Below are 23,541 nucleotides of genomic sequence, written 5' to 3' on the forward strand. Positions count from 1 at the left end.
AAGCTTATATGTCAATTGATTTTATAGTAGCTTGTTTATCCTGATTTTTAATTTTCCGTACTACTTCCTGGAGATGGTTTTCGCTCTCCGTTTATCGCAAATATAGAGTTCTCATGAGCAAGATCAATACTTGATCGCTCTGATCCGCTTCAGGAAGAGAATCAGCGCATGTTGGAGACGATATTGGCCAGCCGATCCTCATGATAGCTCACGCAACGCCGATTATCTGGACGAACAACCTGGTTTGCGATTTCTGATCGGCAAAGACATGCTCGACGCGCGAGCGGATCACTGATTTCCCTGCATTGGACCACTGAATATGGCGGGGCATGGGCTTGAGATGCGGCTTTTTCTTGTGAACTTTCGAGACGAAACCCTCTTTGCCCATGAAGTCCTCATCGGCTTTCGAGCGATAGGCGGTGTCTGCCCAAACGGTTGAGGCTGTATTGGTTTTATCCAGAAGGCCCTCGCGCAGTCTGACACCATCACTGGCAGCAGCATCCGTTATCTTCCATTTTCGGATCAGTCGGAACTTCCGGTCGATGGAAACATGCGATTTATAGCCAAAGAATGGAATGGCGAGGTCCGTGGCCGGAAGCGTCCCGTCCTCCTGCCGCTTTACCTTCGTGAACTTCAGCGGCCAGCGGGCGTGCCTGTCCTGGTGGGACAGCTTTACCGGCTTGCCTTCCCAGCCTTAGGGGATCCGTCCTGCCCGAAGATCGGCTTTCTCTCTGTTGGTATTGTGATACTTTGGCGCTACCACCAGTGTTGCATCCAGGATTTGGCCGGACATCGGCAGATAACCGACGTTCCGCAGGGTGGTGTCAAAGCGCTCGAACAGCTTCTGGACGGCGCCAGCCTCGGCCAGACGTTCGCGAAACAGTCAGACCCTTTTGGCATCGGGCACCCGATCTGAAAGTCCCAGACCGAGGAAGCGCATAAAGCTCAGGCGGTCGTTGATCAGATATTCCGTTCGCTCGTCGGAGAGATTGTTCAGCGTCTGGATCACCAGGATCTTGAACATCAGCACCGGATCGAACGGGGGACGGCCGCCTTTGATCCTGTCTGAATAGGCCAGATCCTTCTCCAGATCAGGACGGAAGGCCTCAAAATCCACAGTTCGGGAAAATGCTTCGAGTCAATCGCCAAGCCTCCTCGATCACGCAGAGAGCTCCTAAATTCAAGGTTTTTTAATCCTCCCACCTCAACTACTCGCCTCTTCCTCATCGACATGATGAATTGTGCGAGACAGATCTCAGGCAAATTTTTGACACAGATTGCTATGATATTCCTCACACAGAACGATATAATATGCTATTTCTTGCCGAGATAAAACTAATGGCGAGATATGGACAACCTGTGAAGACCTCTAAAACTAAAACTATTCTTGTCGCTATGACATGCCTCACAGGTATTCATCATGCGGATGCAAAAGAAATTCATGGACATCGCTCTTCCCTGCATGAAGCACAAGCACATATCCCGTTACCTTTTCGCTCTCATTCAGTCATTCGCAAGCATCCTGTCGTGGCTATTTCTGCGACATCTGATGAGAGTGTCAATGTTTCCGCGCACCATTTGCGTGGTGGCGGTATGATGCGTGTGGAAACAGCCCCCTACGCAGTTCAAACAGTTACTAAACAGTATATTGAGATGAAAAGCCCAACCGGCACTGCTCTTGATTACATACAGAATCTGCCGAGCATCAGCGTATCAACTACAGATACATCAGGTATTCAGGGAGGACAAATACAAAATCGCGGATTGACAGATAGCGATATGGGTCTGCTGATTGACGGCGCACCTGCTCAGAATGCTACGTATCTAACCGAAGATATTGATTCCGAAAATCTCGACAGCGTTAGTATTTTACCCGGATCCACCCCCGTTGACGTACCAGCGACTGCTGCAGCCGGAGGTGTGATGAACGAGGTAACACATGATCCGTCGCACAAATTCGGCGGCATGACTGACTTTTCTTACGGAACTAACAACTTGTCACGCGAGTTCCTGCGCCTTGAGAGCGGAGATATCGGCAACACCGGCGTTCGTAGCTTTCTTTCTTTTTCTAATACTCATGCCCGGACTTGGGTAGGCGCAGGTATCAATAACCGGCGTCATCTTGACTTTGGCATGCGTAAAGATTGGAAAAATGGATCTTTTGCTCGTTTTTTTCTGAGCTGGAATAATGAAGATTCCGTTGTAAACAATTATCCTACGGCCTCTCAGTTTTATACCTTCAAGCATACCGGGCAAAGCTATGGGCATACTGCAGGTTTCGATGCAAAGAATAATGACTACTGGAAGAATAACCTTGACATTTGGAATGAAATTTTCCTCACAGCCCCCATGCACGCTGTTGTTAACGACAAATTAAGCTTCGACCTCAAACCGTACTATAACTGGGGACGTGGCTGGGATGGTGGACCTAATGGCACAGCCAGTGCAGGAGAGTACACTTATAAGGATGGCACAGCTGTCGCAGCCGGAACCCCTCTGACCAGTTACTATAACCAAACCCTGTCAATGAATGTCGGTGTGACTGCACAAGGCAACTATGATATCGACCGCCATAACCAATTAACGTTCGGATATTGGTATCAAAATTCTAACTCCATTGCCTATTTCCCTGTTAGTGCGACCAAAGCCAACGGTGTAAACCCGTATCCAGACAACTTAAATTATGCTGTGTACTCCGACGGCGCGCGTAATAATTACGGGAGCAACTCTGGTTCAGAAACTCACGCCCTCTTCATCCAAAATAAGGCAAAATACTTCAACGATAAGCTCCAGATTGATGCGGGCTTTAAATTCGTAATGTCGAATATCTGGACAATGTCTGCCGCCACCCACAGCAATGCCCATGGAGAGAACATCACCGCTCCCTTGCCGCATCTATCGCTTAGTTATCGCTTTAATAGCCATCATCAAATTTATATTAACGCTGAAGGTGATTTCCGTCAGCCTAGCCCATCTGCCCTATCTGTCGGCGCCTCCTCTGGAACGATGCCTAAAAATCAGTATTCAATCAAAGAAGATTTGGGTTATCGTTATAACGATAAGTACATTAACCTTGACCTTGATCTATTCAATTACAATATCACCAACCGCCTTCTTTCCACCTATTTAGGTAACGGTGAAAGTGGCGTTGTTAACGCTGGTAATCAAACCATTCGGGGGTTTGATATTATGCTAGCTGCTCAACCCTATCATGGTATCAGTCCATACGTCTCTTTCGAGTATCTAAATGCTCGAATGGACACAAATATTGCTGCCTCTGATGTATATGGAAATCTAACTTCTTTTCGTACCAAGGGAGGACAAGCTCCCATGGCTCCACATGCCATGGCAAACCTTGGACTTACTTATACTTATAAAGGATTTTTCTCCAATGCAACTCTCCACTATACAGGGCCTCAGTCTGTAACCTTGGCAGGGGATCAAAGAATTCCTGGGTATATTACTAATTCTCTTACGCTGGGATATCACTTTAAACCCTTGGGTTTTGCAAAAACTCCTACCATTCGTTTGAATTTCACCAACCTCACGGGGTCTATCGTCCGTAGCGGTGCCGAAGGTGTAGGTACCAACATCAATGCGGTTCGCCTAATGAATGGCAACCTCTCCGCGACCGGTACGGGTGCACAGTTTTACCTCGTCCCGCGCTTCAGTATGACTGGTACGATTTCGACGGCTTTTTAATAGCGTCTATCATTCCGCTATCCTTCTAGCGGCAATTTTACTGTTCACATGGTTTCGGATTTAAGTCCGACCATGTGAAGAGTGCAAAATCTTTTTGGCTGCGAGAAACTGATAAGGATTAACATGAACATATACAACAATATTAATAAAATAATAGTTAAGAATTTTTGTAAAAAATCCAAAATGTCAACTTTATTGTTATTGTGTGTAATTTCAATTATTATTTTCAGAAATACATCCTATTCTAAAGAAAAAAAAGAATGCCCGAAAATAATAATTGTATCAGGCTGGGAGAACGGGGCCGATATTGGAGATGCTCCCGGAGAATATCAGTTTTGGGTTGAACGTTTACGCTTAAACAAACGCGTACCCATTTCTGGAATATCAACTCAGGTCCTCCGACGCAATAAAGACGGAGTTTATGGGATTGTATTAAAAGATGGATTGATCGATCTGAGCGCTTTAGCACTTGATAAACACTTTGATCTGCATCAGACTTACTGGATATTTACAGGAATTTCTGGCGTAAATCCCAATATAGCATCCGTAGGCAGTGTAGCATGGGCGCGCTGGGTTGTTGATGGAGATGCGCTCAGGGAAATAGATGATCGTGAGATCCCTAAAGGTTGGCCATACGGTCTTTATGCAATTGGAGCAGAAAAACCTAATACACTACCTGATAATCCAAATCATTATGGATCAATAACAGACGCTCAACAATTAACAAAAGCATATCCACTCAATCAAGGATTGGAGAGGTGGGCTTATATGATTAGTCGCAATACTGCACTACGAGACGACCCAATACTGATGGAGCGACGCGCGAAATGGAAAAAATATCCAAACGCTCAGAAGCCTCCGATGATTTTGGAGGGGGAAACATTAGGAGCTCTACGTTATTGGCATGGAGTACAGAGAAATCAATGGGCTGAAGACTGGGTTCATCTATGGACAAGAAATCAAGGGGTGTTCGTGATGACAAATGAAGAAAGCCAAACCAATCAAATAGAGATGCGATTTCTATCTCGCTTAGGTTACATTGATGCCGACCGCATTATGGTTTTGCGCTCAGGTAGCAATTTCACCATGCCTTCACCCGGTACATCTCTCATACAATCCATGGGTGATGAGGGGCCAGGACAAGTCGCTGCTTTTGACAACAATGAACGAGCGGGAGCACCTGTTGTTGCAGAACTAATCCGGCATTGGAGTCATTATCGCTCTCACATTCCGTCTGAGAGGCCCTCACGCGAATAAAAGAGCTTTCCGGGCAAAGACCGTTGGTTGATACGGTCTTGTTTTGATGTGTTGGTTACGGGGCGTGGTGATAATTTTCGCTCTTCGTTGATCAGAGATCAGGAGTTCTTTTCCGCAAGGCTTCTAAGCTCAGTACCCATTGGTTTTTGTCGACTCGATTGACGGTTCTTTGGGTCCATTTTGATATGCGTTGTGAGTAGGTCGGGGGCCGTTATCCGCTTGATAGCTACGCTGTGGTCCTGATCCGCTCTAGGCAGAGGAAGCGGCATTGGCTTTCGAGCGATAGGCGGTGTCTGCCCAAACGGTTGAGGCCGTATTGATTTTATCCAGCAGGCCTTCGCGCAGTCTGGCACCATCACTGGCAGCGGCATGTGTCGTTTTTTCCATTTTCGGATAAACTGGAATTTCCGGCCAATGGAAATATGAGATTTATAGCCAAAGAATGGAATAGCAAGATCACTTGATGGCATGGTTCCATCGTCTTGCCGCTTTCCCGCGAGATGGAGGGTCCGAAAAACTCTCTGGTTTTGGGTCTCTCTTTGTGATTCCAATTTCCCCGAGTTGATTTGGGCATGGATCATGAAGCAGTCGGGTTTCTTTGATGTTGACGAGCGGCTTGCCCGGTTGAGTGGGCTTGGTTATCAACTCAACGCTTTTTTCCAGATTGTGGATTTTGAAGTCTTCCGCCCTGATCCGGAGCAGGACTTGGTCTATTCAGATGGGAGTACAGGCAGACGCCCCCCATTTGATCCGGTGCTGATGTTCAAGATCTTGGTGCTCCAGAAACTGAACAATCTGTCCGACGCACGGACGTAGTAGATGCCAAAACAATCTGGTTGCGTCACGAGCGTCTGACACAGGCGGGGCCACTGAAAGACTGTTTGATTGTTTTGATACCACCCTATGCAGCGCCGGGTATCTACCGATGTCCGGCCAGATGCTGGATGCAACGCTGGTCGCTGCTCCAAAGCAGCGCAATACCAATGCGAAAAAATCGGATCTCAGGGCAGGACGTATCCCCGAAGGCTGGCAGGACAAGCCGGTAAAGCTGTCGCATAAGGATCGTCATGCGCGCTAGATACTGAAATTCACGAAAGCAAAACGGCAGGATGACGGGGTGATCCCCACAACGGATCTCGCCATCCCGTTCTTTGGCTATAAATCGCATGCTTACATCGACCGGAAGTTTCGGTTCATCCGGAAATGGAAGGCAACAAATGCCGCTGCCAGCGATGGCGCCAGACTACGCGCGAGCGTGTCATTATCCAGCGGGTGGCAGCCCTCGATCTGCTCAAAACGCAGATCAAAAGCGACCTAAAGAACAGTCAAACAGAACGCCAAATGCCAGAAATTACAGGCCAAGCGTATCAACCAATGGTTCTTCAATCCCTCCAGATCGATCATCTCCAGTCTCCCCGCAGAACCCGAATCAGGTTTCCATAATCAATAGGTCCTGAGCCTAAGGGGACTTCAGTTCGGAGACTGGTTCGATCCCTCGAATTTTCCTGAAGAATTTTCGGGCGGTGGCGGTGGGCGGCATCCGTCCGGTGGTGGTAGCGGTCGGCCATTGCTGTCCATAGGCGGCGGCGGTGGTCGATTACCATCCTTGTCCATTTCCGGCGGCGGCCTGTGACCGAAGCCGCCTGGAGGCGGCCCGCATCTGTGGTGTGATTTTGCGTCATCGCGCCGATCGCCTTGCTCGGTTTCGTTGTAAGACGGCGCTGCGGTGCTAAGGGTTGTATAGGTCTGGCCGTTATAAACGGTTGTGCCCTGAGCCAAGAGAGGCAAAGGCATGATACTACCAGCCAAAATGGTCAAAGCTACAATTCGAAGGCTCATAGACATCTTCCCGCGGTATGACGCCTCATTCTTGAAATGCCCCCCCTTAAATTGCCAGTAAGGAATGGCAACGGTGTGTTTCCTCGACCTACTGTCCAACCTCGCTCTGTCCTAAAATTTCGAAACAGCTCATGGTTTTGCTCCGGGTTGGAGTTAGTAAACCTCAATTCCATTATTGCCGTGAGGCCGCGCATTTTTCCTGTAGCCGATGCATAGCGTCTGGCGGCATCGGTGCCGTCATCATAGCCCGATAGTTCATGCAGGCTGCCGTTTCATGCTTCGGTAGCGTATGTGAATGACAAGCGCAGCCAGTGAGAAATACTGCATTCAGCAATGCAAGAATGAGGCGCATGACGCCCTCCTAACTTTTCCAGTGTTTTAAAAACGCGAGATCCTTGCACGCTGCCTGAGGGCGAACCGGCCTTATGACATCGGGAATGGTGGCTGACCGTTGGACGCGGTCACGCCACCATCGACGGGCATGATCAGGCCTGTAATGAATGCTGCGTCAGCGCTGGCTAAGAATGTGATGGCTGCAGCCATATCTTCTGGTTCACCGAGACGCTGTAACGGTATGCGATCTTCAACGCTTTTGACGAAGGCTTCGTCTTTAACAGCCTCTGCCGTCATGCCAGTGCGTGTGACAGCGGGGCAGATTGCGTTAACACGCACACCACTCTTGCCGTGGTCCATGGCCATCACGCGGGTCAGGTTCACCACGCCCCCCTTGGCGACATCGTAGTAGGCGGTATTCCAGTCTCCACGCATCCCAGAAACCGAGGCGGTGTTGACGATGTTGCCCTTCGTTTTGATGAGCATAGGCAAAAATGTTCGGCTGACGTTCAGAGTGCCGGTGAGGGTGGTTGCACAAACCGTACTCCAGGTTGCCAGATCGCAGTCCAGCACGGTTCCCATGGCCGTCACGCCGGCATTGTTTACCAGAATATCGAGTGATCCGAACTTCTGCTGCACGAAATGGAGAAGAGATTCAACTTGTTCTGGAGAGGAGATGTCAGTCAAAGACGGAACAGCATAATTGGGATCCAGCGCTTTCATGACGTCATCGAGTTTCGCCTTATCTCGATCAACAAGGATCACATGAGCGCCTTCATCGAGAAATCGGACCGCGGTGGCGTGGCCAATTCCTGAGGCAGCGCCCGTAACGAGAACCTTCTGACCTTTGAAACGCGATAATCCTTTGATGGACATGAATGCTTCTCCTGCAAAGTTCAGGAGAATAAAGTCTCGCCGTGCCGGATGGTTGCCACAATAGGAAAGCGGGTCGCCTCGGGGTGAGAATACCAGAGGCACAAGTCGATCACGCCCGCTTCTCCGTCTCGCCGGATGTTGTTTTGGGTTCGCAGCTCGCCGCTGCTGCAAGCGTACCTGCTCGAGTCAGTTCCTTCACATCCGGGCGCTTACGCTCCGGCTCACACGGCTGTTCCGCCATGGCGAGGATGCCCCGGAGGTTTGTGACTTCGGCGCAGATTGCTTCGGCAAACGGGAGCAGGTGGGTGTAGAGTTCACCCGGCGCAGGTCAGCGCGATCCGACGGGGTAGCTGTTGCGATCAGGCTGCCGGATCCATACGATGCGGGTTCCCTGCGTCCAGACACCGTCCGGGATGTCCGAGCAAATCTCGGCGAAGGCCGCGCAGATTTCACCGGATGGGACGGGGCGTTCGAGACCAGCGTCGCGAGCTTGACCAACCAGGTCTTGATCCCCTCGAACGGCGGCGGGTTTGCTTCGGCGATGGCGATGGCACTATGGTAGATTTTTGCGATTTCTGTCATGGTCAGCACCCCTCCAGCATCACGCCGGATTTCCCGTTGTCGGCCCTTTGCTGCGCCTTGCTCGAGAGGGTCGGAGTTCGCATCCCGTCCTCACGCCGAACCAAGTTCCGCCACGTCGCGTCCCAGCCAGCCTTGCAACCCTTGGCGCCCGGCACGCAGAGCCAGTAGTCGCGGAAAACCTCGGCCGTTCGGGCCGGATCGACCCGGTTGTCCCGGGCGAACTGGATCTGCTCGGGGGTCGGCTGCCAGTCGGCAGGGAGGCGAGAGGCCCGTTTCGGCTTTTCCGATTTCGGCTTAGGCGCGCGCTCACACTCTGAGCGAAGCGAAGAGTGTATTACCTTTCCTATTCCCTCCTCCATCGGCCCATGTGATTCGATGTTTTGTCGGTGTTCGGACACCGAATTATCATCGAGTGATGGTTGTTCATTCGGCTCTGGATGGTTGACTGAGTTCCGACTGTTCGTTGCTTGGCCTCCTACTGCTCCATGCTTCTTCTTGCTGCACGTGTGAGAGTTCGATGGCAGAGCGACGAATTGCTCCACCTCGTCGGTGATCGGATGGACAGGCTTCGGCCTCTCCGGACGCTGGAACCTTCTGAAATTGCGCACTGCGCCATAGGAGGCCTGAGTAGCCCCTAGATTTCTGGACGCCTTGGTTCCTAAAAATGAGGACAGGAGGCGTTGATGGGGAAGCCCAATTTCAGTGATGAGTTCAAGCGTGATGCGGTGGCGCAGATTACCGAGCGGGGATATCCGGTAGCGGAAGTTTCGCAGCGGCTCGGGGTCAGCACACATTCGCTGTATGCGTGGAAGCGGCAATTCGCGAAGGTGGTATCGGGCGATGCCGGCAAGGATGCCGAGATCCGGCAGTTGAAGCGCGAACTGGCCCGGGTCACCGAGGAGCGCGACATCTTAAAAAAAGCCACCGCGTATTTCGCCAGGGATGCAAAGTGAGATACGCCTTCATTGCTGAGCATCGTGATCGTTTTGGAGTTCGGGCGATGTGCCGCTGTCTGGCCGTGCAGCCCAGTGGCTACTATGCCTGGCGGAAGGAGCCGTTGAGCCGACGTGCTTGCGAGGATGCCCGACAGACCACGTTGATCCGTCAGGCCTGGAACGACAGTGGCAGGGTTTATGGCTACCGTAAGCTGCACGATGATCTGCTCGATCAGGGCGAGACCTGCTGTCCGAACCGCGTGGCACGCCTGACAAAACTGGCGGGCATCAAAGCGCAGATTGGCTACAGGCGGCGGCCAGGTAGCCATAGTGGCAGGCCCTCTCTGGTCATCGACAACGCGCTGGCCCGGCAGTTTGATGTCGAGGCACCCGACAGGGTGTGGGTCACAGACATCACCTACATCCGCACCATGGAAGGGTTTTCCTACCTTGCAGTCGTAATCGACCTCTATTCGCGTCGTGTGGTGGGCTGGTCGATGCAGAGCCGCCAGACCTCGGATGTGGTACTGCAGGCGCTCCATATGGCCATATGGCGACGAAAGCCCAAAAGCCGGGTGCTGATCCACTCCGATCAGGGCAGTCAGTTCACCAGTATGGACTGGACTGCCTTCATACGGGCTCACAATCTGGAACACTCGATGAGCCGCCGCGGCAATTGCCACGACAATGCTGTAGCGGAAAGTTTTTTCTCATCGCTCAAGCGCGAGCGCATCCGGCGTCGAACTTACAAAACGCGCCAGGAAGCACGACAGGACGTGTTTGACTACATCGAAATGTTCTATAACCCGGTGCGCAAGCAGGTCAGGAACGGGATGCTGTCACCCGTGCAGTTCGAACAACAGCAGACTTTGAATGCTCAAGGCGTCTAGAAAACTAGGGGCTACTCAAATGCCATGGGCTTGCTCTTCGTCAGACCGAGCTTATGCATAATCATGTGCGTCAAGTGCATCGCCATCAATGCCATTTTTTCAATTTGTTCGCGTTGCTCTTTTTCAGCTTTTTCTTGCCTTGATCCCCTGAAAAACAACGCATTATCAAGCTCTTTGATGTGCTGTCTTATATCTCTGAGTTTTTGTTTTTCTTTCTTGAATTGCTCTAATTCGTCAGAGAAATTCTTATATATGAATCCCCGAATTTTCTTGTCGTCTACATGCTTGAGCGTCGGATGTTTCGCATCAATGATGTCCTGAGATTTTTGCTTTTCATCCGAAAGATAATTCACCCACTCGACGAACGGGTTAAAATTCTGTTTTTGCGGTTTGAACAGATTATCAAGAATTTCATTTCTGGCTCTGATGCGTTGCTCTAAATCTTTGATATCTTGCTCGTCTTCATTGGCTTTCTTGTTCAATGAACTGATTGCCTGTTTCTGGTCGTGGGTCATATCATCAGAAACAGAAATTCTATCGGCCTCGTGATTCATAGAAGCCCCGCCAGAGCCTTGCTGGTGCTGTTCGTGGGCTTTGACCTGGTGTTGCTGTTCTTTGCTTTCAGAAGGCTTCTTTGACACTTGAGCAGGTTCGACAGGATGCAATCCTTCGCCAGTCTTATTGTGGGTGGTTGTGCCACCTACAGTAGGTCTGGCTACCTCATTTTTCGTAATTTCATGACCTGCAATGAATTGAGTGAATTCATCTTTTTTCATTCCAAGAATTCTGTCGAGTGAGCCGACAAATTTCCCATTTTCATCATTCAGAATGAGCTTCTTCTCACCTTGTGCAATAGTCCATCCTTTCTCTTGGAGAGCGGATTGAAATGACTGAAAACCATCGCAACGGGATAATATTTCTTTTGCCTCGGCTCTGATATCGAACGGCTTTCCGCCATTCCTTTTCATCGCCTGATATGCTCCATCCCTGACGAAGCTGTTAGGCAATGGGCCTTCAGTTAATGGCCTGATAGCGTCTTTGTATTCCTGCGGGACATTCTCATATACAGCGACGTTGTGGCGACCTTTGACCAACTGCAAACCGTGATCGACTTCGAACATGCGAGCGATTTTTTCCTGTCTTTGATACAGATTATCAAATCGCCTGACCTGACCAGTTTCTGAATTCACAAGCCTGATGCCAAAGTGTCCATGGCGTGGGTCTCGGGTTTTGGAATGACCTCTATATGTGTGTATGGCACTTAATACGATATCTTCATCAGGAATATCGAACTCCTGTTGAATTCGAGATATCGCATCTCTGAACTGTTCATCAGTAAGTGTCTCACGCGACGATACCTGAAAATGACGCATTGCATTTTTTCGGTTGAAATCCTGACCGTCTGCGAAGCAGTTTTCAACGTCTTGCGGATTTCCTTTTAATAATTCGATATCTTCGTTTTTGTCATTGGTGGCAAAATAATCATAGACCCCTAACGGATTAGATGATGATACCATCGGGTTGGATTTGATAATCATGATGCATCACCATTATCGAATCTTTCTTAGTACATCATTTATGTCGCGTTGAATTTCATCGACTACAGAATGCAATCCAGAGATATCGACGCTATCGCCTTGATTGCTACGTTTCGCTATCTGGTTAATATTTACTCCTATAGCATTTATCTCTTTTCGTATCTTTGAAAGTTCTTCAGATACCATAGAGCCACCAGCAATATCGTTCATGCATGCGGAGCGAATAAAAACTGAGGTTGATAATTTTCTCTCTCTTGCGTTTCGCTTAATTGTTTTTAAGTCAGTATCAGAGCATCTGAAATGAACTGAGTTGGTTTTGAATGTAGTCATGTGCCTATCCTCGTAGACACATTATAGCATGAGATTCGCAAGTGATTGATTGTATACAAAAATACTATATTTAATGGTAGCCAGACCTACTGTAGGTGGCACAACCACCCACAGTAAGACTGGCGAAGGATTGCATCCTGTCGAACCTGCTATACAATATCTTTAGGAGGTTATTGAAATGAATTTCATAAGCGACGATATTGATCTTCTGCAAAAGAGCTTTTCTCGTGCTAAGCTTGTATTTCTGGAACAGGGAATTGCAAATTGTATTCATCCTGAACATTATAAATTCGAAATATTGAAAAAAGCTGAAATATCTTTAATTCGTTTAAAACAGTTATTGAGTCAGAATGATCTATTTGACAATAGTTTTGGGTTATTGTCAGATGAAGAGAATGATTCACTTCTTAGAAATGATATATTTTATGATGATGTCATGAATGCTTATGTAAAATTTTTGCATAAATTTAAAATGATTTTTGAATTTGGATTTGACTGTGAAAAAACAGTGTGTGACCGGGCCTTGGTCAATATGAATTATAACCCTGATCAAAAATTTAAGGATGATGATTAACCCAGTCCGTGTAAGGTCCGAATAGCTCTTCAATCTCTTCGAAGTAATCTGAATCTGGAATGTCTATAGGTTCTAAATCATCAACATCAAAGATATCAATCAAATCGGGCAGGGGTGTTTCCGACCCCCCTGCACCCCCCACAGAGTAATACATTGAAGTATCTCCTGTGAGATGTCGTTTATGAGTTAAAGATATAGGGTTCGATTTTAGTGATGTGATATCTGTTATATTTTGTATATACATATCGTAAATGATATAATCAGCTTTCTTGTTGGTTGTTTTTAATTCATCTATAGTGAGTTTGTCTTTGATCTTGCTTTTTAATGACTGCCTCAGATCGTTCAAGAAAAATCTGAAACTTTCATCCTGAGGATTTCGATTTCTGATTAATAAAACTGGTTCAGTGATATTGAAGGAATAACAGTGAGGCATCATCAGACCAAAAATTTCATTATCTTTAATATCTGCTCTTCGCTGTTCTGTGCGTTTAAATCGAAGACGAGTAGGGTTTTCATCATCGTATTGAGCCTTTGAAATCTCATAATCTTCATCGTCTTCGATGAGGGAGTTGTTATCAACGACCCTACGTTTTTGAATCCTTACAAAATCTTTTGTGTCATTCTTGAATATGATGCGCTCTCTATTGTCTCGAAGACCCGCAGAAAACCGCTGAAAATCATTATATTTTTGCACAAGACGCATCCCATGCATCTCGGTTGCTAACCAGGGAAGGGACTCATTTGACATTGATGACACATCAAACGGCTTCAAGATGTAGCTGATAGCCTTCTTCGGACTCTGGACTATTCCGTCATGAATCCTGCATCTCAGCTTTTGATACATATAAGATGAGACAGCACCCCATCCGCCTTGTTTGTTGGTAATATATCGACTGGCTTCATATAGGATGTTCATATGAAGATTGATGGATTCATCCTGATTATTGATTGTTATCTCAGTCGTCCTGAGCTGGATTTTTATCCCGAAAAGCTTGCTGAGGTCTCGGAAAGTGTCTGATACCTTTCTCGACCAATAAGAGTGCGTTTGCTTCAAATCGCCAAAGAATGGAACATTTTCACACGTTATCACTGCATATCTGAGGTTTCTGGAACGTCTCAAAAAGTCGTTCTCAATCCAATAATTTAATGACCTGACCAGAGCTTTACGGTCTTGTTGCATTACTGACGGAATGAGCAAAATATGACGAAAGGCACGTTCAGCTTGCTTCTCGATTCCTGTAATCAGTCCGATTTTTGTAATGTCTTGCTCCTGCTGAAAAGCAGGAATCCCCAGATATTCTAACCTATTGGCTAGGTCTTCGGAACGAGCGCGAAGTTGTTGGAATTGCTCGGATTGTCTTACATATTTATCATGTGAAATGATGTTTCCAGAATTGGAAATGATAACATCTGAGAAATCTTTGAGATTCTTACATGGCATAATTCCCGCTACGACGAGCGAAATTATTTTCGGAAATCATTACAAAATGCATGAAAATGGTGTATAGTATAAGCATTGATGTTCTCCAATTAGCCTGAGTTCTCGTCAAAGTTATCGAGGCGTTGGAGATAGTATAGCACAAAAAGAGGAAGGGATTTGTTTTCCTTCCTCTTTTTTTATTTCGTCATCTCCATGTTATTCTCGTATTTCAGGCACTCCACAACGCTGTGCAGATTTTCAATATCAATGCCTGATGTGTAGTTCAGGGTTCCCATGGATTTATGACTTGCCTCATGACCAAGGAGGGCATCAATCCATATCTCGCGGATATCTGCTTTTACGTTTCGCAGTTTTGTAGAAACGGTATGGCGGAAACCATGGAAGGTAACAGCCAGAGGCAAGCCGATAGCGGTCTTATGTTTAGAGAATTCATTAGCGAAGGTTTGACCTCTTGAGCGCGTATCGCTTCCACGTAGTTCTGAGAATAAATATTTTTCCTGCTTCTTAATGAAATTCATAATCCCGAAGGTCATGAGCTTGGGATGTATGGGAACGGTTCGGACACCTGCGGATGTTTTAGGTTTCCATCCTGTTTCGGGATGTTCCCGTATTAAAAAGCAGGGAATGCCATTTATCTCCGTAATATCTTCGTTCCGAACGTTGGCGATTTCACCAAGTCTCATGCCCGTATAAAGGGCCATCATAACAATGGCTTGATATGTATATTTTGAGATTGCGTTCCTATTCCATGATGAATTCATCAGTGTCAGGAGTTCGTTATCTGTCCACGCCCTGCGGATAACCTTCTGTGTAGTATCAAAGTCCCATCCTTGCCATGGATTGCGAGGAACAATTTCACGCCTGACCAAATCAGCCCAAGCTGGTGAAATTTTTGAAAAGTGATTCTTCACTGTTTTGGGGGAAAGGGTATCGAGTTCTTCACTTAGAACACGGTCAATCTCTTCCTGAATCGAGAGTCCTTTTCTCCCTTTCCCATGCACGGCAGGAAGGGAAAGCAAAGCATCTCTGAAATCACCGACGACGTTCCCATTAATATCTCTGACATCCATATCTCCAAAGCAGGAGACGAACAGAGCCATACTTTTCTTGGCATTCTGAATTGTATGAGGACTGACTTTTTTCCCATCCAGATGCTTAGCCATCACCACGGAAATAGGGAGCTTAGCCTTTCTGATAGGTTTAGGAGCAGGTTCGGCTCTTTCATCCTGTACTCCTGCCATAGGAGAGGAAAGCCGGTTTTGAGCCAGTGTATTGATGGTCTCTTTAAGGTCGTTGATACGCTCCTGATTCACCCTGTCCTTAATAGATGACTGAAAGTTAATTTTTTCCATCAGGTCCATAAGTTCCTGCGTGGCCGTTTTCAGCTTGTTGAATTGGTCCAGAGATTCGGAATGGTCTTGAACACGCTGGAGTAGAATTTCTGCTCTTTCGAGTTCATGCCCTTTGCGTTCGGACTTGAGTATCAACTCGTAGGCTTCTGCCTGCTCGTTAAGGAGCTGTGCGACTTCATCAGGGGTCATATCAGGAGCCTTACGGAACAGGATGGATGTCTGTCCGTAAAGGTATGACGCTCTGGCCTTAGCTTCCAGTCTGTCCGCAGTTCGCAGGCTGAACCACAGTTCTCGCTTTCCCACAATATCACGCAATAGGGCAGGGACGACCCTGCGAAAGTGATAGTGACTGCCGACAAGCCGAAGCATCTGCTTCTCCAAAGTGGAGAAGGTTTTTGGAGAAATCCCGCTCTCTTAAAACCGAGAGAACGATTTTCCGTTGTTTTTCAATGAGTTACTGGCGGAGAGAGTGGGATTCGAACCCACGGTACGCTATTAACGTACACACGCTTTCCAAGCGTGCGCCTTAAGCCGCTCGGCCATCTCTCCTGTCGAGCGAGGCGGTGTTTACGAGAGCTTCGGCTTGAGATCAAGTGCCTTTCGGCTGTTCTGGACAAATTTTTCAATAAGTTCAGCGGATTTACAGCCAGGAGCAGCTTCTACCCCCGAAGAAACGTCAACTGCTGGCGCTTGGCTTTCCAGGATTGCACGTTGGACATTGCCGGGATTCAGGCCGCCTGCGAGAATCCAGGATGAGGGGGGTATCCATTTCTGGGTTAGGGACCAGTCAAAAATCCGCCCCAGACCACCTGGACGATGATCCTGTTCCTGCTTGGGGGCTTCGATGACATACCCTGCCATGCTTGGGTCTGTCGGCAGGTCCGAATATTTGGCAATGCCGCAAGCCTGCCAGACGGGGCGGTCGAAACGGGATTGGATTTCTATTGCCCGTTCCGGGGTGTCATAGATCTGGAGAATATCCAGTGGAATAGTCCGCAGAACCTGTCCGATAAAGTCGTCATCGGATTTCACAAACAGACCGACCCGCAGAGGCCCACCTTCCTGACCGGATGGTGCGCTCTCATGCAGGCGAAGAGCGTCATCAGCGGTTACAAACCGTGGCGAAGCATCGCAGAATACGAACCCGACCCAGTCAACCTTCAGACGCGCACAAAGCACCATTGTCTGGGTGTCACGAATTCCGCAGATCTTGACGCCGGTCATGCGCTGGCTAGTTCCTCCATGATAGCTCTGGCGGCCAGAACCGGATCTGAGGCTTTCGTGATGGGCCGTCCCACGACGATCCAGTCGGCGCCGGCTTGGGCAGCTTGTGCGGGCGTCATGATGCGCTTCTGGTCGTCGGAAGCGCTCCCAGCAGGACGAATGCCCGGCACGACCAGAACGGGATCGTCTCCCAAGGCATCGCGCAGAGGCGCAATCTCGTGCGCTGAGCAGACCAGACCGTCCGCGCCAGCGCTGACGGCCAGCTTTCCAAGTCTAAGTACCTGCTCTTGTGGCGTGGCGTTGACGCCGATATCCAGCAGGCCCTCAGCGTTCATGCTCGTCAGCACCGTGACGGCAAGCAGTTTCGGGCGCCGTGTACCTGCGGGGAAAACCCTTTCAAGAGCTTCCCGGGACCGGGCAATCATTTCGGAACCGCCGCTGGCATGGATGGTCGTCAGGGCTGGTCTGATCGGGGCGAGGGCAGACAGGCCTGATGCGACGGTATGAGGAATATCGTGCAGTTTCAGGTCCAAAAACAGTTCGTGCCCGGCCGATACGGTTTTTACCGCATCCAGTCCGCAAGCATAAGTGAATTCGAGACCGAGCTTGATGGCGTCGACGTCTTTTTTCAGGCTGTCGGCCCAGTGCTGGGCCGTGGAACGAGATGCGGTATCGAGGGCTGCGATCAGTCGTGTGCGCCTGGACATGGTGGAGATCAGACCTTTTCAGACTGGGCGGGCGTGGTGCCTGGAAGAGGGGAACCTGCTGGGTTCTGAAGACGATCGAGACGCTGGTGGAGTTCGACCAGTTGACTTTCGAGGGTCCGGACATGCTGCTCGGCGCGACGTGCGCGCGAACGCTGCTGCATGTCACCGATCAGACCAATCAGGAAACCAAACAGCAGAGCAACCACGCCGACACCTAGGACAAGGGTGCCAATGGACAGGTGCCAACCGAAGGACACCAGCCAGATGGGCTCCAGATCCGTATTGCTCAGGGCAAAAACGATCAGGACCGCAAGAAGAATAACGAGAATGAGCAATCTGAGCATGAACATGGTCCTATCGTGCTACCTGCAACACAACAAGATGTGCGGGCAAGAAGATTGATACCTGTCAGCAGTCATGATGCCCGGTGCAGACGGTATCATACGCCAGTGCTGACATCATGCCAGATGGCGATATCATCCCCAAGATATCACCAAAAGAGACTGAGGTGTCTGAAATCTTCCTGTTCTGGTGAGCGCCTCTGAAACATGCTATCTTCTGGACTGTTTTGATAGACTGAACCGGAATGATGAGGCTTGTCGGGCCGATAAGGAAAAACACTCCATACCCTCCAAGGAACCGGCCCCCGATTACGAGCGTCTGGAGCTTCAAAATGAAAGATCACCAGACTTCGCCCCGCTGGTCAAAACGTAAACATCATGACAAAGTATGGGGTGCCACATTTCCTTGCTTTTCAGTGCAATATGAAATGTAGGGAATGATGATGACCGCATGAGGATGCAAACATTATGAGTCAAACATACGCCGACACCGTGACAGGAACTTCTGCCGGCTTGGATGTCTCGGATTCCCTGCCGTCTTCCTCATCCCTCATCATCGGTTCACAGTACCTTCGGACGCTGTCGATTGACGTACAGAATACCCCGGACGTGTACAGGGAGCTACCGTCGCAGCCTCATATCGGCATGATGGTCGATGTGACAGGACGCCAGCTTGGGGATCAGCCGACATTCGAGGTCAGTCTGGTCATCCGTGCCCAGGGTTTTGAGCGCGCCCCCACACAGGACGCTCTCAATCCGAAAGTGCTGTATGAACTCAGCGTGGCGTATGCAGGCCTGTTCGGTCTGACGGGACGTATCCCGCAGGACGCAATCGAGCCCCTGTTGCTGGTTGAGGCACCGCGCTTCCTGTTCCCGGCCGCACGCAGTGTCATGCTAAACACGGTTCGTGAAGCTGGATTCCCGTCTCCTAACATCCAGCCCATTGACTTCCATGAACTCTGGCAGAGCCGACGCACACAGCAGCGTTAAACTTTGCACGATAGCTTTACCGTTCCGTGTGCTCTCCCAGAGGATCAAGCGTCAATGAAAGATCATATCCTTGTATCTCCGGCTTTCGCGGGCGACCGGCCACCTCTGTGGGCTGCGTTTGACGCTGAATGGTACCGCACACGTTATGGGCTGCGCCTGCGGGAGGAAGCCAAGGACAGCGGAGAGGCTGGCGAGCTTGATCTGAGTGACGAAGGGCTGGAGCGGCACTGGAAACGCAAAGGCGCCAGGGCAGGACTCTCTCCCAACCGTTTTTTTGATGAAGAATGGTATCTGCGCCAGAACCCGGATGTCCGCGAAGGCATCAGTCTGGGGATTTTCGACAGTGGTTTCCTTCATTACTGTGAAAGTGGCTTTCGAAGCCGCTCACCGCACTGGCTGTTTTCCGAAGAAAACTATTTCAGCTGCAATCCCGACCTGAGCCCCCACGTGCTGGCCTCACAGGGCTTCTGCAACGGATACGACCATTATCTTGCAGTCGGTGATCAGGAACATCGCAAATCGCATGTATTTTTCGATCCCGAAGTCTTTCGTGCCGCCAGCATGGCAGAACGGCAGCATTATGATTTCGCGATTGGTGATTTCGCCCAGTTCATCAGATTTTCGGTGGCCGGTCGACGGCGCAGCTCCTGGTATTTCGATCCGCAATGGTATCTTGAGCGCTATCCGGATGTTGTAGAGGCACTGGAGAACGGCAAGTTCCAAAGTCCGCTTCATCATTACCTGACCAATGGCAATCCGACAGCATACGATCCCAATCCGTGGTTCAGCGAAGCCTTTTATGCTGCGCAATATCCCGATGTCGGCAATATCGTGACCAATGGGGGCTTTCGGAACGGCTATGAGCATTTCATACGTTTCGGCATAGCCGAAAAACGACAGCCCCAGGCGGGGGTCGATCTAGCCGCCTTCCTGAGCCAAAGCGGAACACAGCGACAACTGCGCAGACCGGATATCCCCGATATTTTCACGCTCTGGGTCCAGTCCCAGGGCAACCTGATAAATGAGGCCGTTCTCGACATCCCAGCAGAGCAGTGTCAGCTTCTGGATCTTCAACGGGCGCAGACCCTCATTCCCTCGTTGATCCGCGGCCCTCTGGATTTCCGCCCGGTCACCATGCCGGACATAACGGTCATCCTGCCTGTTTCGAACCAGTTTCTTGAAGCCCTCGCAACGCTTGCCGCACTTCATGCGAACAGTGAACGCAATCTTCAAATCATTCTGGTGGATGCAGGCTCCACGGATGAGACGGCCCAGATCGAGAGATTTGTTCGTGGAATTCACATCGTCCGTCCTCCTTACCGAACCACGCATACCGAACAGGTCGCGCTAGGGCTTGAGCTTGCAAGGGCGGAGGTCATCCTCATGCTGGCCGCTGGCGTTCAGCCTTTCCCCGGAAGCCTGAATACTGCTCTTGAAGCCTTCGCAGACCCTGAAGTCTACGCGGTAGGCGGGCAGTCGCTGGCACTTGATGGACGGGTCCGTGAAGCCGGCAGCATCGTCTGGCGTACTGCAGCCTTTACCCCCTTTGGGCAGGGATTGCGGGCGAACGAACCTGAAATCGCCTTCCGGAGATGGGTAGACGCCTTCACCGGTGGCCTGCTGTTCTGTCGCCGCCTTCCGCTCCATGATCACAACCGGCTCAATTCCGGCTACATCGGCCCAGAAGCCGAAATGCTGGCCATCTGCCTGTCCCTGCGACAGGCCGGGGGAAAGATCCTGTATGATCCGGATGTACTCGACCGCTCGGCTTCTGAGCAGGAAATCGTGCCAGAGCTGCGCGCGCGCAATGAGACCTGGCTGAAACGCCGCTTCGCAGGACTACTCTCGAGACAGCCCTTGCCGGGAACCAGCCTCATGCGGGCCCGCTCTGCATCTGGAGCGCCAGCCATCCTGTTCCTATGTGAACGACTGCCTCATGTCATTCTGGGAACACCCTTTTTACGCCACCGCGACATGATGATGGGACTAAGCCAGCTGGGATATCAGGTGACTGTCTTTCCACTTGATGGCAGCCTTCATGACTGTGTCTCAACGGCACTGGATTTTCCGGCAAACATCGAACTGATGGACGATTGTGACCTCTCCGAGCTTGCCAATTTCCTGCGCGAGCGGGTGGGATGCTTTGATTACATCTGGATCGGCGGCATGAAAACACTCCAGCGAGCCGCACCGATCCTGCAGCAACACCCGCAATCGCTGCCCAGACTGGGAATGGTCGCAGATATTCACGCAAGCCATGCCCGTGAGACCCATAATCGCCGGCTTGTCGGAGCGATCGATGACCGGGAGCTGCTTTTTGATGATTTGGAGCAGGATATTGATCAGGTCTGGATGACACAGGCAGTGGTTGCCGGGACGGAAGCCGAAAAGGCCGATCTGGAGGTCCTTGGCCTTAGCAATGTACAGGTCCTTGGTGCACCGCCTGTGCCAACGACACTCTCGCCCGGCTTTGGCGAACGCTCGGGCATCCTGCTTGTTCTTCCAGTCTTTGCCAGCGGTGATGCAGTTCATGACGGTCTGCACTGGTTCGTCCATGAGGTCCTTTCACAGCTGGATCGCGGTCTACCACCGGACGCAACCGTTCTCCTTGCGGGCCATAAAGCCGCCGGGGTCGATCTCTCCGCGTTCGCGCGATATCGGCGACTGGAAGCCTTCCAGGAGGAAGCCGATCTTACCGCTCTCTACAGGTCACGCCGTATTCTCGTGGAGCCCACGCGCGTTTTGCCAGCCATCCCGCGGGAAGTTCTGGATGCAGCTGCGGCAGGGCTGCCTGCAGTCCTTTCCGAAACAGTTTGCACGACACTGGCATGGGAGAACGAAAAAGACTGCCTGTCTGGAGGCTTCTGCAATCCGGAGCAGTTCGCCCAGGCCGTGATCAGGCTGTATACGGACATGGATCTATGGAATACGATAAGCCATGGGGCGCAAGCCAGAATGGAAGAGGAGGCATCCCGTTCGAATTTTCATGATGACCTTCGCAAGATCCTTTCCATTGCGGCAGGCACCACGCCTCTTGCGCCCTCGACCATAACGCCTCGTGCGCACAGACTGTCCGAGACCGCTCCCGATTTCGCCCCCGCGCCGATCCGTCTCCAGCCGCGCCGACTTACAACCAACAGCGATTAAAAGACCGGCTCTCCGGTCTGATTTTGGGTGACTGACACCCCGAACATGGAACACAAGATGACTGCCAATTCCGAGACACTTGATACCGTTCTCCAGACCGTCGACACCCATCTGGACACTTCGGTCTCACGCCTGTTCGAGATTCTCCGCATTCCGAGTATTTCCACGCAGCCCACACACGCCGCCGATTGCCGGAAAGCTGCGGATTGGATGCGGAAGGAGCTTGAACAGCTGGGGATGAAAGCAGAAATCCGCGACGTTCACTGGGCGGCTCCAGGGCACCCGATGGTCGTGGGTCATGATCAGGCTGGCGGCAGCAGCGATGGTCGACCCCATGTCCTGTTCTATGGTCATTACGATGTGCAGCCGACAGATCCGGAAGCCCTCTGGAATGCACCGCCCTTCGATCCACGGCTGATCGAGGACGCTTCAGGACGTAAGGTCATCGTTGCCCGCGGAGCGAGCGACGACAAGGGGCAGGTAATGACCTTCCTTGAAGCCTGCCGCGCCTGGAAAGAAGTTACGGGGTCGCTTCCAGTCAAAGTGAGTGTTCTGCTGGAAGGCGAAGAGGAATGTGGAGGGGCAAACCTGCTCCCGTTCCTCAAGGAAAATGCTGCCGAACTCAAAGCAGATGTGGCGCTCGTCTGTGATACCGGCATGGCGGATCGCAGAACACCGGGAATCACGACCTCCCTGCGCGGCATGATGGCCGAAGAAGTAGTCATCCAGTGCGCCAGCCATGATCTGCATTCCGGTCTGTACGGCAATGCTGCCGCCAATCCGATTGCCGTTCTCTGTCAGGCTCTGGCGACACTTCGGAATGCCGAGGGTGGTGTCACACTGCCGGGTTTCTATGACGGCATCCAGGATCCATCTCCGGCCACACGGTCGCAGTGGAGCAGGCTTTTCCCTGATGACCACTCCCTGTTGGAGGAGGTTGGGCTGTCGGTCGCAGCGGGAGAGAAGGCCTATAGCGCGATCGAACAGACGTGGTGCCGCCCGAGCTGTGAAATCAACGGCATTTCCGGTGGTTATGAGGACGAGGGGTTTAAAACTGTTCTTCCCGCCAAAGCCATGGCGAAGGTCTCGTTCCGACTGGTTCCCGGTCAGGACCCTGATCGCATCCGCGAGGCCTTCCGTGCCCATATCCGCGCAGCCCTGCCTTCCGACGCCCACGTCACATTCACTGCCCATGGTGGTTCTCCAGGCTTCGAAGTTTCCCGTGACAGCTGTTTTCTGGCACCAGCCCTGAAGGCCCTGAGTGATGAATGGGGCGTGCCTGCCGCGACTGTCGGTTCGGGCGGCTCCATCCCTGTGGCCGGCGAAGTCCGCGATGCGCTGGGGCTGGATGCTCTCATGATTGGATTTGCCCAGAATGACGACCGGATCCATTCCCCGAACGAACAGTACGGGCTGGATTCCTTCCACAAGGGTATCCGTTCATGGGTGCGCGTCCTAGCGGCGCTGGCAGACGCCCGCTGAC

Annotated in this window: 17 protein-coding genes, 1 tRNA gene and 3 pseudogenes; 8 read left to right on the top strand and 13 right to left on the bottom strand. The window is 50.8% G+C overall.

Going from position 1 to position 23,541, the window contains the following annotated elements:
* Positions 1-123: 123 nt before the first annotated feature.
* Positions 124-1,138 (bottom strand): annotated as a pseudogene (locus IGS75_RS12570) (IS5 family transposase); the annotation flags it as partial.
* Positions 1,139-1,593: 455 nt separating this feature from the next.
* Between IGS75_RS12570 and IGS75_RS12575 the strand changes: the two are divergent.
* Both IGS75_RS12575 and IGS75_RS12580 read left to right on the top strand, forming a co-directional pair.
* Positions 1,594-3,702 carry a TonB-dependent receptor gene (locus tag IGS75_RS12575; RefSeq protein WP_202258601.1) on the top strand — a complete coding sequence of 703 codons (2,109 nt, stop codon included), beginning with the start codon at positions 1,594-1,596 and terminating at the stop codon, positions 3,700-3,702.
* 123 nt (positions 3,703-3,825) lie between these two features.
* Entirely contained in the window at positions 3,826-4,959 is a 1,134-nt protein-coding gene (locus IGS75_RS12580) for a purine-nucleoside phosphorylase (protein ID WP_237468825.1), read from the top strand.
* A gap of 261 nt (positions 4,960-5,220) precedes the next feature.
* On the opposite strand, the pseudogene IGS75_RS12585 reads toward IGS75_RS12580, so the two are convergent.
* A pseudogene (locus IGS75_RS12585) lies at positions 5,221-5,417 on the bottom strand (IS5/IS1182 family transposase); the annotation flags it as partial.
* 121 nt (positions 5,418-5,538) lie between these two features.
* Here IGS75_RS12585 and IGS75_RS15880 point away from each other — a divergent pair.
* Positions 5,539-6,208, top strand: a pseudogene (locus tag IGS75_RS15880) (transposase); the annotation flags it as partial.
* Positions 6,209-6,429: 221 nt separating this feature from the next.
* Here IGS75_RS15880 and IGS75_RS12595 read toward each other — a convergent pair.
* From IGS75_RS12595 to IGS75_RS12605, 3 genes are all read right to left on the bottom strand, one after another.
* The gene (locus IGS75_RS12595; protein ID WP_202257041.1) at positions 6,430-6,753 is read right to left on the bottom strand and encodes a hypothetical protein; all 324 of its coding nucleotides are present in this window, start codon (positions 6,751-6,753) and stop codon (positions 6,430-6,432) included.
* A gap of 468 nt (positions 6,754-7,221) precedes the next feature.
* On the bottom strand, positions 7,222-8,007 hold the full coding sequence (locus IGS75_RS12600) for a meso-2,3-butanediol dehydrogenase (RefSeq protein ID WP_202257043.1): 786 nt from the start codon (positions 8,005-8,007) through the stop codon (positions 7,222-7,224).
* A 195-nt stretch (positions 8,008-8,202) separates the two neighbouring features.
* Entirely contained in the window at positions 8,203-8,589 is a 387-nt protein-coding gene (locus IGS75_RS12605; RefSeq protein ID WP_141354041.1) for a hypothetical protein, read from the bottom strand.
* 683 nt (positions 8,590-9,272) lie between these two features.
* Between IGS75_RS12605 and IGS75_RS12610 the strand changes: the two genes are divergently transcribed.
* Positions 9,273-10,414 (top strand): IS3 family transposase gene (locus tag IGS75_RS12610; RefSeq protein ID WP_202256546.1). Its coding sequence is split into 2 segments (ribosomal slippage): positions 9,273-9,513 and positions 9,513-10,414, totalling 1,143 coding nucleotides; the frame shifts between segments, so codons are not numbered across the junction.
* An 11-nt stretch (positions 10,415-10,425) separates the two neighbouring features.
* Here the strand turns inward: IGS75_RS12610 and IGS75_RS12615 are convergent.
* Complete coding sequence (locus IGS75_RS12615) at positions 10,426-11,952, bottom strand: hypothetical protein (protein WP_202257045.1); 1,527 nt, start codon at positions 11,950-11,952, stop codon at positions 10,426-10,428.
* 12 nt (positions 11,953-11,964) lie between these two features.
* A complete protein-coding gene (locus tag IGS75_RS12620) occupies positions 11,965-12,282 on the bottom strand; it encodes a plasmid mobilization protein (RefSeq protein WP_202257047.1) in 318 nt (105 codons plus the stop codon).
* Positions 12,283-12,460: 178 nt separating this feature from the next.
* On the opposite strand from IGS75_RS12620, the gene IGS75_RS12625 reads away from it, so the two are divergent.
* Positions 12,461-12,856 carry a hypothetical protein gene (locus IGS75_RS12625; RefSeq protein ID WP_202257049.1) on the top strand — a complete coding sequence of 132 codons (396 nt, stop codon included), beginning with the start codon at positions 12,461-12,463 and terminating at the stop codon, positions 12,854-12,856.
* Here the strand turns inward: IGS75_RS12625 and IGS75_RS12630 are convergent.
* The 6 genes from IGS75_RS12630 to IGS75_RS12655 form a co-directional block, all read right to left on the bottom strand.
* Complete coding sequence (locus tag IGS75_RS12630; RefSeq protein ID WP_202257050.1) at positions 12,840-14,297, bottom strand: hypothetical protein; 1,458 nt, start codon at positions 14,295-14,297, stop codon at positions 12,840-12,842. The genes IGS75_RS12625 and IGS75_RS12630 overlap by 17 nt on opposite strands.
* Positions 14,298-14,473: 176 nt before the next feature.
* The gene (locus IGS75_RS12635; protein ID WP_202257052.1) at positions 14,474-16,018 is read right to left on the bottom strand and encodes a tyrosine-type recombinase/integrase; all 1,545 of its coding nucleotides are present in this window, start codon (positions 16,016-16,018) and stop codon (positions 14,474-14,476) included.
* Between the two features lie 89 nt (positions 16,019-16,107).
* Positions 16,108-16,198 (bottom strand) — tRNA-Ser (locus IGS75_RS12640).
* 18 nt (positions 16,199-16,216) lie between these two features.
* Positions 16,217-16,873, bottom strand: a complete 657-nt coding sequence (locus IGS75_RS12645) for a phosphoribosylanthranilate isomerase (RefSeq protein WP_202257054.1) — start codon at positions 16,871-16,873, stop codon at positions 16,217-16,219.
* Complete coding sequence (gene pyrF / locus IGS75_RS12650; RefSeq protein ID WP_202257056.1) at positions 16,870-17,580, bottom strand: orotidine-5'-phosphate decarboxylase; 711 nt, start codon at positions 17,578-17,580, stop codon at positions 16,870-16,872. Before pyrF ends, IGS75_RS12645 begins: the two co-directional genes overlap by 4 nt.
* 8 nt (positions 17,581-17,588) lie before the next feature.
* Positions 17,589-17,924 carry a LapA family protein gene (locus IGS75_RS12655; protein WP_202257058.1) on the bottom strand — a complete coding sequence of 112 codons (336 nt, stop codon included), beginning with the start codon at positions 17,922-17,924 and terminating at the stop codon, positions 17,589-17,591.
* Between the two features lie 465 nt (positions 17,925-18,389).
* Between IGS75_RS12655 and IGS75_RS12660 the strand changes: the two genes are divergently transcribed.
* Genes IGS75_RS12660 through IGS75_RS12670 form a run of 3 tightly spaced genes read left to right on the top strand, consistent with a single transcriptional unit; the run spans position 18,390 to position 23,540 of the window.
* Positions 18,390-18,911, top strand: coding sequence for a protein-export chaperone SecB (locus IGS75_RS12660; protein ID WP_202257060.1), 522 nt, complete (start codon positions 18,390-18,392; stop codon positions 18,909-18,911).
* A gap of 54 nt (positions 18,912-18,965) precedes the next feature.
* On the top strand, positions 18,966-22,058 hold the full coding sequence (locus tag IGS75_RS12665) for a glycosyltransferase (RefSeq protein WP_202257062.1): 3,093 nt from the start codon (positions 18,966-18,968) through the stop codon (positions 22,056-22,058).
* Between the two features lie 57 nt (positions 22,059-22,115).
* Complete coding sequence (locus IGS75_RS12670) at positions 22,116-23,540, top strand: M20/M25/M40 family metallo-hydrolase (RefSeq protein ID WP_237468836.1); 1,425 nt, start codon at positions 22,116-22,118, stop codon at positions 23,538-23,540.
* Position 23,541 lies beyond the last annotated feature (1 nt).

Source organism: Gluconobacter sphaericus (assembly GCF_016757795.1).
Taxonomy (GTDB): Bacteria; Pseudomonadota; Alphaproteobacteria; order Acetobacterales; family Acetobacteraceae; genus Gluconobacter; species Gluconobacter sphaericus.